Annotated in this window: 6 protein-coding genes; all 6 read right to left on the bottom strand. The window is 41.2% G+C overall.

Features of this window, described 5'->3' with window-relative positions:
* Nucleotides 1–18: 18 nt before the first annotated feature.
* Nucleotides 19–3,240 (bottom strand): alpha-mannosidase, encoded by a 3,222-nt coding sequence (locus DW036_RS01760; protein ID WP_118460826.1) that lies wholly within the window; start codon nt 3,238–3,240, stop codon nt 19–21.
* A 201-nt stretch (nt 3,241–3,441) separates the two neighbouring features.
* Complete coding sequence (locus tag DW036_RS01750) at nt 3,442–4,929, bottom strand: glycoside hydrolase family 71/99-like protein (RefSeq protein WP_118460823.1); 1,488 nt, start codon at nt 4,927–4,929, stop codon at nt 3,442–3,444.
* Nucleotides 4,930–5,023: 94 nt separating this feature from the next.
* Nucleotides 5,024–5,749, bottom strand: a complete 726-nt coding sequence (locus DW036_RS01745) for a DUF3823 domain-containing protein (RefSeq protein ID WP_118461167.1) — start codon at nt 5,747–5,749, stop codon at nt 5,024–5,026.
* Nucleotides 5,750–5,777: 28 nt separating this feature from the next.
* Nucleotides 5,778–7,763, bottom strand: coding sequence for a RagB/SusD family nutrient uptake outer membrane protein (locus DW036_RS01740; RefSeq protein ID WP_118460821.1), 1,986 nt, complete (start codon nt 7,761–7,763; stop codon nt 5,778–5,780).
* Between the two features lie 17 nt (nt 7,764–7,780).
* Nucleotides 7,781–10,960, bottom strand: a complete 3,180-nt coding sequence (locus tag DW036_RS01735) for a TonB-dependent receptor (RefSeq protein WP_118460819.1) — start codon at nt 10,958–10,960, stop codon at nt 7,781–7,783.
* An 80-nt stretch (nt 10,961–11,040) separates the two neighbouring features.
* Nucleotides 11,041–12,759 (bottom strand): PL29 family lyase N-terminal domain-containing protein, encoded by a 1,719-nt coding sequence (locus DW036_RS01730; protein WP_118460817.1) that lies wholly within the window; start codon nt 12,757–12,759, stop codon nt 11,041–11,043.
* Between the last annotated feature and the right edge of the window lie 279 nt (nt 12,760–13,038).

Here is a 13,038-nt window from a genome sequence, read left to right as displayed (position 1 = left end):
TACTCTGCTTGTTAAATGTTACCAGGCACTGCGTTCCCGATAGAAAGGAACTGGCTCCGTAGTATACTCTATTTCCTTAGTCTGATAAGGCAGTACACGCATCTCTGTGACCGGTTTAATGTCATAATTCTGATTACCAGTCAGTGTAGCAGCAAACACCGCTATACCTGCATCTTTAGGCAGTACCAGCATACGGGCATCAGCAGGAATATCCAGGCAAAGCTTATATAAATAGGCAAAACTATACGAATCATTCCCCTTATGTTCACTATGTTTATGGTTAGCAATGTATCCTATGGAAGCATCCTTGATATAACCTTCACTCTCACCCTTCCAGCCCCATTGACCATAGAAACCCGAATAGTAGGGTACATTGAACTGATAAGACTTACCATCCACCAAAAAAGTAGCCTGACGGTCACCTTTAACGGAAGTTGCCAAGAGGAAAAGCTTATTCGCACCATGATGCTCAGGCAAAAGAATGGTGTCGCCATTAGCCCGGATATAATTGAATACAGCAGGATCATTCTGCATCTTGAACTCAACTCCATCCGAAAGAATCCTTTCAGGCATCAGTTCAGCCGCCAGTGAATTTCCCTGACGGTCAAAGTTACCTGTACGGTTAAATTCATCGGATGTCAGAGCCACCGCATTATATGCCAATTCTATAGACTGGCTGGTTGGAATGCTCAGCAAAGGCTTCTGTTTAAACGTAACCTTAAATGTACGAGGCTGGAAAGCTTTGCCACTGACCAAAAGCTTCTTACCGGAAAAAGCAGCATCTCCAATTTCCTCTTCAATGCCGTTCACTTCTTTGGCACTTTCAATATCAGATGCAAACTCCACACATCCTTGCTCATAAGAATTACCGTAAATTTCATTGATACGAATAATATATCCTTTTCCATCCTCCGCTTTCTTTATAGCTTTCAAAGCTATTTGAGGACGGTCCGCAGTAGCAAATGAATAAGAGCTTCCCAATTTACCAGCATGCTTGGCAGTAGCAAACGCCAGTAACGGTTGGTTAAAGTTCTCAGCCTTCCAGGCAATATCAGCTTTTGTTGCATCGGACTGATGCCCTACAATTGCATAGCGGAAAGCGTGATGCCCATGATCCTGATGATCCTGATAAGTATAATGTTTGCCAGGCTGGGGGGTATGAAGCAATGTCAGGCGAATGGTGTTATCGCCAGGCTTATCCCACCCATATTTTGATTCATTTAAAATAGAAATACCATAAGAAGAATCACTGGCAGTCAGATCAGCCCATTGATGTCCCAAAACTTCAAAAGAGTTTTCTACATTATTACCACGCTTCACATAACCTAAGCCCAAATCATAAGTTGCTTTTTCATTGGATACGGTAGTCGGAAATTCTGCTTTTAGTAAGGCTTTCTTTCCTTGCCAGTCAATCTCATTGTTGATTTCAATTCTGTCATCCTCTGCTCCGTCTGTTAAGGTGATATATTGTATAAACTTAGAGTCGTCGTATGTACGTTCTATGCGCAAGGATGCTCTTAAGGGACCATTCTCAGCTACAGAAATCTTCACATTATCCGTAATGGAAGTACTCGGTCCATCCAACACCTTTTTATAAATCTCCCAAGCCGGATAATCCGTAGAAAGATTTTCAGTAAACATCATCAGGCGAAACGGTTTGCCGGCTTGTACCAGTTCACGGTTGTTCTTTTTATCAAAAACAGAAGCCATGTCTCCATATGCATCCAATGTTATCTTATAGACAGCATTTTCAATAGTCTGATTCTTTACCTGTAAATTCTTAGAAGCAGCAGCGGCTCCCGGCTGAATGCTATATACCGAGAAACTAAGCGGATCAACCTGAGCAACAAAGAGAATTTCCGCCATTCCATCTTCCCAGGCAATCAATTGTGCAGGCATATTTTCGCCTTTCTGAGAGGTTACTTTAATTCCTGACGGTCGTTTATCCATCTTAACCGTAGCCTTCACCACATCTCTCCGCCCGGAAGCAACAGGATTATAAACCACAACCGGTATTCCTTTTACTTTAGTATTCAAAGCCCGGCTCACAGCTCCTACTGCCGTCGTAATGGCTTCGGCAAAACGTGTCTGAGCTATCAATTCATCATTCCAGGAGAAAGTATATGATTGCGGGATACTGGTTCCCGTCAGGTCATCATGGAATTGATGCCACAGAAAGCGTTGCCAATTTTCGCGTAAAGCATCCGAAGGATATTCCAATCCGCCCAGTATTTCTGCTACTGCAGATGCTCTCTCAGCAGCATCCGCCAGATGTTCGTTCCGACGGTTGAAGTGTTTCATCGCCGCCTGCGAAGTATAACAACCTACCCCATGCACGTCCATCAGTAACTCACCATCATAGACAGGAAGTTCGGGATGCTTTTCAAAAGGATAATAATCCTCATATATCTGTCCGGCTTTGGCACTGATAATTTCTAACGGGCCATCTGCCTTTAAACTTTTTTCCAATGAATAAACGGAAGGAAGTGTGGGCGATCCGCCTCGGTCTCCTACTCCGTAGTAGCTATAAGCTGTATTATCAGGACCTAACTTAGCTCTCTCCAGAATACGGCGATTGGTACTGATGTCATCGTAGTAGTACGACGTACCATATCCTCCAGCATCAAGTACAGCCATAATCCGGGCACCATCCAGACCTTGCCAAAGACCTATCTTAAATGGCATTTTTTCTTTTTTCCCAAAATACGGATTTTTCCGCCATTGGAGTTTCTGGGTAGAAAAACCTATCAGCCCGCAATGCGCGGCGATGGTGGGTAATGTGTAACCGAAACCGAAACAGTCCGGCAAATAAATATCGTTTGATTTTATACCAAACTCTTTTTTATAGAATTCCTGCCCTAACAGGACATTCCTGAAAAAAGATTCGGAGGAAGGAATATTAGGATCCGTCGCTTCCCATGCACTTCCCACTACATTCCAGCGTCCTGCCTTGATGTACTTCTTTACAAGTTCGTACTCGTGCGGATAATACTCTTTCATCCACGCATATTTCTGAGCACTCTCAAAGTTAAAGATATAATTGGGGAAACGCTCGAAGAGCCAAAAGTTCTGTACCATTGTACGGTGCAGATAATCGTCTATAGATTCACGTACATCCCAGTTCCACTGCGTATCAAAATGGGCTGTTGCTACCAGATACGCCTTATACTCTTTTTGTTGACTGTACAACAGATGTACCGAACAAAAGAGTGTAAACATGCAACATAGCAGTTTTTTCATCTTTCGCTTTTTTAGTTAGGGAAAGTTTTCATAATAGATTATGATATCTTTAAAAAGGAGGAAAAGCATACCTGCTACATACCAGAACCATACTTGCTCCGTACATTCTCCAGTCAGAAGTACCTCTGAGTGGAGAAACACTGGAGATGGTACGGAGCAAGTATGGTTCTGGTACGTAGCGGATAGATGCAAATCCTTGATTTATCTGGAAGGCCAGGAAGCTTTCAAGGGAATTTCTCCCCGTAGCATCTTCTTGCCTTGACCTACAAGCCATAGGTAGTGATCGGTAGGCAATCCGTCTTCAATACCCATAAAGGTTATATTCAAATCCTTGGCACGTTGGCACCAATCATTGCCAGTCAATCCTTCAACCATTTTGCTGCTAATCCGGTATCCTCCGTTTTGATAAACAACATAATAGTCAACGGCAGACTCATTACTCGGAACATCACTCTGATTTAAGCATTTATAGATAGCTGTACCTTCATCTATTTCATCGAACATAGCAATATAAAGCAATTGCGCACCCGACTTAATGCAATGATACATCTGATTCCAAAGGAATTTACCACCCACACGTGAATTTATACCATTATTGGGATGCATATTACGATCGGAAGAACCCGGGAAACAAAGCGGAGCATATTCTACCTTATTCTCTTTACACCATTTGATGTCATTTTCCACAAGACTGTGGAAATTTGAGTAGTTATCATTGCCAAAGCGACCGACAAACCATGGCATGATAACATCGGAAGCCTTTATCAAGTCATGTAATTTTGCATCCGGTAATGCATCATTCCTTCTTTCACGCCAATAAGTAGGAACACCTAACATAATACTGAATCCCTTTGCTTTCAAACCATTCATCAGTTCTTCAATATCATTAAGTGAATAAGGCCGGTTATCATTGAAGCCTACGCCCCACAGCACTATAAGTGGTTTTCCTCCCTGGTAGAGATAATACTTTTGTTTAGCATTCCTATTCAATAACTGGAATTTGTCCATAATAGCTTGTGCATCAGCCAGAACCGCATTGGTATTCCGGCTATTATCAGACATAAAGCCACCTAAATCGTACATGACACAAATGGCACGCTGGTAAGTATTAGAACCTTTCATGGCTGATTCCAAGACCTTATCAAAGTGATCTTTTCCATCCGGATTATTTATAACTTCACCAACAAAGCGTTGCATAAATACACCGTCAAGTCCATACTCCTTCATCCATTTGAAATGGAGTAATACACTGGACTCATCATAAGCACTATAGACTGTAGCAACTTCTCCATTCGGATATTTGAATTTTCCGGGGGTATATTGCTTCTCGTACTCCTTCATGTCGGGCCAGAAGTCAATAGAATTACGTAATACACCAGGTTCAAACATGTCATTTTCACGATAATGATACCATTGAGTATTCGTATGTTTACTATGAGAACAACCGTCGCCAGGAGCACCAAACCAACCTTGATAACCTGCCATCACTAAGCCACGATAAGTATCAAAAGGTTCACCATCTACGTGAGGAGTAAAATCGGGGGTATTGTATACTTCCTCAGGCGTAGGAGGATCCGGTTCATCAGGTTCTATAGCAGGTGGAATGAACGCATCATCTCCACCACCACAAGATGTAATACCTGCCAGAAGAGCACATAATACCAAATAATATATTTTATTCAATCTCATTTTTCTATTTTAAATAGTTAAGACAAAGGCCGGAAGAACAAACATTCGTCTCCCCTTCCGGCCAACTATCACAATCTTATTACCCTTAATGAAACTACTCGTTAGGAACTTCTATCTTTACAATCTCTGTATAATTGTATTTTTCAAATTTATCCTTTACTCTGGCTCCCATACGAGCGAAATAAATATATCCAGGCTTCACAGGTACTTCAACTGTATAAGTCAAACTTTTACCATCTTCCGCCTTTTCTATTTTATCCCAAGTCTTCATCACATTGATTTTAAATGTATTCGTATTGTAATAACCAATGCAATTGGAAGCGCCACAGAAATTATTTAAACTAAGAAATGGGCGAATTTCCGTAATCTGAGGAAGCCCTTCGGTTTTCGGAGCATCCAATCGACAAGACATGGTAAGTGTAGTTCCTACAAGTTCTGTTTTAAAATCAAACACTTTCAGATAAGGAGTTACCTCAAAATTCTGACTGGTTTTATTACCAATACCCATGCGGATGGTATCTGCAGGCCACCAAGATCCTTCCGGAACCATATCGTATGTACCGGCAAAGAGTTTAGTATTGTTGAATGTACCATCTTCCTTGACTACAAGATCCTGACTTCCGGGATTGACTTTATAGCTCACTTCCCATATACGAATGTGGCAATCTCCCCGGTCGGAAACGATACCCTCTCCAGTAGTAGAGTCTATAATCTTTCCATAGAAATGGCAATCGGGTGCATCGAAATTATCCACCTCCATGCATGATGCCATTAGCAATGCCGAAGTACCAAACAATAAACTATATATAAACTTTTTCATATCAATACTTTTTCTAAAATTATTCCATTTAATAACCATCATTACGAATCAACAACGGGTTCTTATTGATTTCGCCACCCGGAATCTGTTCATAATAATGACGTTTGTCAAATGTCACTCTACGACCTTCACGCTCTACCTCATTCAAGAATATCCACTTATTTTCATCGAGAACCAAATACGGAAGTAATGTATGAGTATACACGCCATTCTGGAACATGATGTCGGCTACTCTCCAACGACGAATATCGAACAAGCGATGGTTTTCGAAACAAAGTTCACGGGCGCGTTCATCACGGATATATTGCAAATTCTCATCGATTGCAAAGCCATAGGTTTCGGAACCTACATCTATCGGATTAGTAACCATCTCATGTTGATGGGCACCTGCACGGTCACGTATCTCATTTATATGTTCGAAAGCTTCTTTTTTCAAATCTTCGTTACCGGTAATCAGCCCCAATTCATAAGCAGCTTCTGCCCAATTCAGCAAAATCTCACCATAACGGAATACCTTCCATGGCTGATAGTTGGTGAAGAATACACGTGCATTGGTTCCCTCGGCCTGTACGTACTTACGAATGCAAGCACCCATACGAGAATAACCTTCATCACCTGTACCTTCTGCCAGACCATGAATACCACTAACTTTTACCTTCGTACCATTAATATCCTTGTATTCACCTGGCTGAGATGCTCTTACACGATACTGGTTGGTATAGTCATTGACACTTCCCTGTGTTTCTGCAGTACCATCAGCGGCAAGCCCCGGATAGCTTTTATATACACCACCCTGGAAATCCAATTCCGTACCAGACATAGATTCCTTCATACCACTGAAGTAGAAATTGGCACGGCATCTCGCTTCCATTTCACCATTATTCCAAAGCTCCCTGTAATCATTAAAACGTACTGGCTCACCTGTTTCTTCATCAATGATGGCAGGCATTTCATAAAGCCCCATGATTTCCCATGCCGGCTGAAGTGCAACGCCTACGTCACCTGAAAGACCTTCACCCTTCGGCAACACCATGCAGTCCCAACAATGGAACAAACTTGTGTTGGTAGGAGTACTGGTATTAGGACCATATTGCTTAACCATGATATCCTCTTCCGTATTCGGATTCAAAAAGACTTCAGTATAAGCTTTCTCTTTATCTGCACCTGTGTGCAGTTTAAATCCGGCATCCTTCAAAAATTTACATGCATCATAAGCATATTGGAAGAATTCTTGTGCCTTGTCTGCCGGCATACCCATCAGACCGGCAGAAACAGCCGGACCGGTAACAGCAGTATACTGATTATATTTGGCGATAGAACCCGCATATAGCATGGCACGAGACATCAATGCCGCGGCTGCATAACGGTTAGCACGCCCTACTTCATCTTTAGAAGCGGTGGCATTTTCCATGGCAAACTTCAAATCCTCATAGATGAACTTCCAGCATTCATATTCTGTATTACGCGGTTGCTGTAATTCCTCTAATGGTGCTTTAGGATCAAGCACTTTATCCACAATAGGTACACCGCCATAGCGTTTCACTATTCCGAAATAGTAAAATGCACGTAGGAAACGAGCTTCGCCCAAATAGGCATTATAATCATTCTCTTTATAATTGGAACGATAATCTGGTAGTTTTTCCAGCATATTGTTGATGTCACGGATACGGTCGTAATTCCAATATCCCCAACCATCGCCATAAGAAGTGCCACGGCCTGCTGCCTCAGCAGCACAAGACGCCGGACTACCTTTCTGGGCCTGCCATCTATTACCGCTATGCCAACCACTGGCATTTACTGTTGCATATCCCTTATCGTCACCATTCTGACTATAATTGAAATCTTCTATCGGAAGATCCTGGTACATCAGAGCAAGATACTTCTTGATACCATTGTCCGATTGAAACAGCACATTTTCATAAATAAGTCCTTTCGGCTCCAGATCTAAGTCATAGCAAGAAGTCGCCGTAAGCCCCAATGCAGCTGCTACAAATATATATTTTAATGTTTTCATATTCTATCCTTTTATCTTTAGAATTTGATTGTTGCACCAATGTTAAACGTACGGTTCACAGGATAATTGTAGAACAAAATACCAGAAGAATCACCATTATTAGCTCCACCCTGACGACCGGGACGTTCCGGGTCTATATTATCCAAACCAGTAAAGGTCAAAAGGTTATAAGCATTGAAATAAACGCGAAGATCTTTAATTCCTGCTTTGGCTACCCAAGTTTTAGGTAATGTATAACCTACTTCCAAAGTTTTCAGACGCAGATATGAGGTATTTTTAATACCCGTTCCTGCATTACTGAAACTGTGCCCCGTAGCTGGGTACAAACCTGATACCCACTGAGTATTCGGATTGAAAGGATCATCGCTTGGGTTAATTGTATGCCAGCGGTCAAGGTAAATATCCAACACTGCACCACCATTAAACGGACCAACTTCGGTAAATACCTCATCATAAGAATTGTATACGCCTGCTGCGCCCTGCCAGTTCAGAGAGATGTCTACACCTTTCCATTCGGCTCCCATCACAAAACCATAGTTAAATACCGGTAGGTTATAAGTTGCCATCGGGTGGTTATCATCACCGTTGATTACACCATCACCATTCCAGTCTTTATAGTAATAGTCACCAGGTAAAGTTCCTTGACCATATCCACCACCGGTAACATTGTGATAACGAATCTGCTCATAGCTGGTAAAACGTCCACCTTCTTCGTAAGAGAACCAGATATCTTTGTTACGTCCAGATACATCTCTACGACGCCAAGCATCCATAGAGTTACTAGCCTGACTGTCCAAACGATAATCCCAACGATTCTTTGTGGCAGAGATCTGTCCACCTACCCAATAGTTCACTCCAGCGACTCTATTACGGTGATTCAAACTGATTTCCCAACCGAAAGTCTGGTCACTGTTCAGGTTTTCCTGAGGCAAAGATGCACCGACTGTACCCGGAACAACAGTTGAAGAGGTGGCAAGCAGACCACTACGTTTACGCTTGAAGACTTCAAACGTACCGCTTAACTTTTGATTCCAAAGATCGAAATCTAAACCAAGGTTATAGGTTTCGGCAGTATACCATGTTAAATCAGGATTAGGAATAGCAGTCGCAGCAACACCGGCCATTAATGCACCATTATAGAACCAGCCAATCTTGTCTTTTTCAATATTATAAGCTATTACTGTCTGAGGATAAGTACTGGCACCACCATCATCACCCATCTTTCCGTAAGAACCACGAATCTTCAAGTTGGTGAGGAAAGGAATCCATTCTTTCATAAATGCTTCTTCACTTATACGCCAACCGGCAGAAACGGACGGGAAAAATCCCCAACGCGACCCTTTCGGGAAACTGGAAGAACCATCATAACGGAAAGAGAAATCTACCATATAGCGTCCTTTGTAGTCGTAGTTTACTTTACCTACAACTGACTGACGAGTCTTGTCACCAGCGCCTCCCATCGAACCTATCTGATCCTTCTCTTCACCATAAATCAAGTATTCACCATCCAACTGCATAACACGTTGTGCATAAAAGTTATCCCAATTGTTATACTGTTCTTCGAACAATACCATAGCCCCAACATTATGATCACCAAATTTATTGGCATAGTTCAAAGAAAGCTGCATCACTGTTCCGTAATTCGGGTCAGTATTACGTCGCAAATTGCTGTCAGCATTGCGATCGAAACTTTCCATTGTACCATCTTCACGCTTATTGTACAATTTATAAGCACGTTTATAACTCGTATTATTGGTAGTATAATAGTCGTAGCTATAAAAAGCCTTTGCACTCAAACCTTTCACACCCGGAATGTCATAGGTCAATGACAAAGCGCCATTGAAGTTATAACGTTTTTCACGGCGATAGCCGGTAAGATCACTGTTGATAGCAGCTACAGGATTTTCAGGTTCACCCATTTCGCTGTCCCAAGCAGGATAATTATGATCACCATCTACATAAGCCTCTGAAGTCGGCCTATAAGTCCAGGCTTTTTTATAAACAGACCAAATATCGGTAAACGGTTGATTCTTCTCATCCATATAACCACTGGTTTGTATAGTAGCCTTCAAACGGTCAGTAATCTTGGCATCGATATTGCTACGGAAGTTCCAACGATCGTAATTCAAAGAACCGCTTTTATATGATCCTTCCTGTTTCAAATAACCGAGGTTAAAGAAATAGTTTACCTTCTCAGAACCACCATTCACACTAACGTTATATTGTTGCTGTGGAACGTTATCATCAAACAATTCTTTTGTCCAGTTCGTACTTTTTTTCCTTCCAGTACTGTATTCCATCATTTGCTGCCAAGTGTATTTAGCAGGAGTGCGGTTCGGATAAGTGTTGTCACCAAAAGCATTATAATACTTTTCATTGATAAGCAACATGTGGTCTGCCGCACTTGCTGTTTGCGGTACATAAAGGAATTGCTGCCAACCATAATTAGCGGAGAACGTAATGTCGAACTTACCATTGGAAGCTTCACCATGCTTGGTAGTAACCAAGATTACACCATTAGCAGCACGCACACCATAAATAGCCGCAGAAGCATCTTTCAATACAGATACATTATCGATTTCATTGGCATCCATACGAGAGAAATAAGCCTTATCACGAGGAATACCATCAACTACAATCAACGGATCACCCATACCACGAATATCAATGGCATTATCAAACTCACCAGGCTGTGAACTCTTCTGTGAAATACGCACACCGGGAACTTTACCAGAAAGCATGTTCACCACATTTTCGTTCTTGGTAACGGCAATTTCCTTGTTATTGATGGCAGAAACCGCACCTGTCAGTGTAGCTTTCTTCTGTGTACCATAACCTACAACTACTACTTCTTCCAAAGTCTGGCTGTCTTCTTTTAGCGTAATCTTCAAATTGGTTTTATCTGCTGTAACTACAGCATCGATATAACCGATAAAAGAAATAGTCAGCTTTTCCTTTGCATCGGCAGCAATCTCAAACTCACCATTAATATCGGTAATGACACCCCGAGTGGTACCATTCACCCGAACATTGGCTCCAATGACGGTTTCACCGGTTTGGTCAACCACAGTACCGCGAACAATGCGGTTCTGTGCCGACATAGGTAATGCCGTCAGAAGGCATAAAAGCACAACCATCATCGTTTTCCATGAGGAGGATACGCTTCTATCATTATTATTTAAATTTATATTTTCCATGTTATTCTCTATCTATTTAGAAAAGATCTATAAGAAAGTCTCTATTTGCCTCAAAAGACTTTCTTATTATTGTTTTTAAATTACTCTTCTATCTTAGTAGGGTTATCTACTACACCCTCAGCACAATCACGACGATTGATCCAAAGGAAGCACAAACAACCGTCGCTAATGTCTCTAGAGCCATAAGCATATTCAAAGCGAACACCAAAGCCTACACGAAGAGCCCAGCCGCCATAAGCCTCTGTTGTTTCCAAATTACCCTTATTTGTGATTTTAAGGCCATTAGCCACCATAGTAGAACCATTAAGCCCATCAAATCCATTCAGAATTTCACCATTGCATTCAGCACCGGCAAACGCTTTCTTTTCATCGTCACTCATAGTCCAACTACGACGTTGAGAAGAAGCGATAGAAGTCTGGCGGTTATAATAGACAACATTACCTTGGAGTTGCTTACCAAAATCATCCACAACCAAAGACGAACCATCAGAATAAACAAGATTATCACCATCAACCTCAGCGATATACCCCTGAAGAGCCTCTACAATTTTGGCCCCCCCCTCACCATGTTTCAAAGACAATTTGCCATTGGCTATCACATCATATAAATTAAGACTGTTTACTCCAGGAGCAAAAACAACAGGAGCACCTTCATTCGTACCTTCTGCAGGCATCTCACCATATTCCACATGTGGTTCACCTAAGCCTTTCAAAGAGCCTTTAAACACGTCATCTGCAACAACAGCCAACGGGTCTGTTATTACTACATAAATTTTAGCCTTCACAATGTCATCTGCAAGCACGTTTATCAAGAACCCTGAACGATCTGCATTCTCATTGAAGCTTGTTCCCGGTCTTTCACTAAATTTCCACGTACCGTCAGCTTTCAAACTAGACTTCAGCATTTCAAATTTTTCCTGTGCTTTGCCCCCCGGTTGTTTACTTGCTGCTGCAACAGCAAACTCAACCCTTTCCGGAAGTTCTGAGAACAAATCTTTAAAGTTCAAATCTTTCAATAAATCCAAACCATTAATAGTCATTTCTTTAAAGCCATCAGCAAGGTCTTTCGGCGCATAATCAGCCTTAATCGTAACACTTCCTAAATCTTCAGCTATAGAAGAAAAGTCATCAGACACTTTCACAGTAAAGTAGTTAGAACCAATAATTGTTCCTTTTAAATTCATTTGAAGAGATACAGCATAGGTTTTTCCAGCTTCCGCTTCACCAAGTGCCTTAATAGGGACTTTAATAAAATCGCCTTCCAATGTTACATCTCCATTTACTTTAAACTGTTCACCATCCGCAGCACGAGTAAGCACATGGGATTCAGCAATTGTAAATTCGGCACCATCCAAACTTTTGAGAGCGGGTCTTGCCAAGAAACTCACCGTGGTAGCAGTATTACCGATTTCTACAATACCATCTATTGTCTCTGGACTATAGATCAACGAGTTTACTAATGAACCCAACGGAAGAACATACTTTTCACCTTCTATTGTAATAATAGCCTCCGTATCAGTAACTACTATAGAAATATTTCCTCCACCTGGCTTAATTACAATCTTTTGTCCATCACTCAACGTCAACGTATATGTACCGTTATTTTCATCTACTTTTGTGATACTTGCACCGGTCATCAATGCTTTGCCCAATTGTGTTTTGATGTCATCAATTGCCACTTCAATTACTGACACTCTTGATTTCAAATCATCAACATCATCATTATTACATGAAGTAAAAGTTCCTGTTGAAAGAACCACCGCTCCAAACAAGAGCGCATTTAAGAATCGTTTGTTCATAATAATTAAATTAAAAGTTGGTAAATATATTATTTGAGTCACTCAAAAAATTTCATCTTTTCAGTTTGTCCAAGAAGGACTATTCGCAAGAGGATACTTTACGTATACTTGTGCATTTTTCATATTTATTAAAATCATATTTAAAATTATATGGGCAAAATTATGAGGCTATCGTTAAAATAGTCCTTAAAAAGACATTAATCGAAGTAGGTTTTTTGAAGAAAAACAAGGGTTTCAGAGCTTTTTAACTCTTTCACATTAAAGAATCATATATAAATG

Source organism: Bacteroides sp. AF39-11AC (assembly GCF_003474285.1).
GTDB lineage: Bacteria > Bacteroidota > Bacteroidia > Bacteroidales > Bacteroidaceae > Bacteroides.
The sequence above is the reverse complement of the archived record's forward strand: the minus strand, read 5'-3'. Positions and strand labels throughout refer to the sequence as shown.

Bases quoted from the DNA above. Each gene is read 5' to 3' on its own strand.
- DW036_RS01760 (WP_118460826.1), bottom strand. From the start codon at position 3,240: ATGAAAAAACTGCTATGTTGCATGTTTACACTCTTTTGTTCGGTACAT.
- DW036_RS01750 (WP_118460823.1), bottom strand. From the start codon at position 4,929: ATGAGATTGAATAAAATATATTATTTGGTATTATGTGCTCTTCTGGCA.
- DW036_RS01745 (WP_118461167.1), bottom strand. From the start codon at position 5,749: ATGAAAAAGTTTATATATAGTTTATTGTTTGGTACTTCGGCATTGCTA.
- DW036_RS01740 (WP_118460821.1), bottom strand. From the start codon at position 7,763: ATGAAAACATTAAAATATATATTTGTAGCAGCTGCATTGGGGCTTACG.
- DW036_RS01735 (WP_118460819.1), bottom strand. From the start codon at position 10,960: ATGGAAAATATAAATTTAAATAATAATGATAGAAGCGTATCCTCCTCA.
- DW036_RS01730 (WP_118460817.1), bottom strand. From the start codon at position 12,759: ATGAACAAACGATTCTTAAATGCGCTCTTGTTTGGAGCGGTGGTTCTT.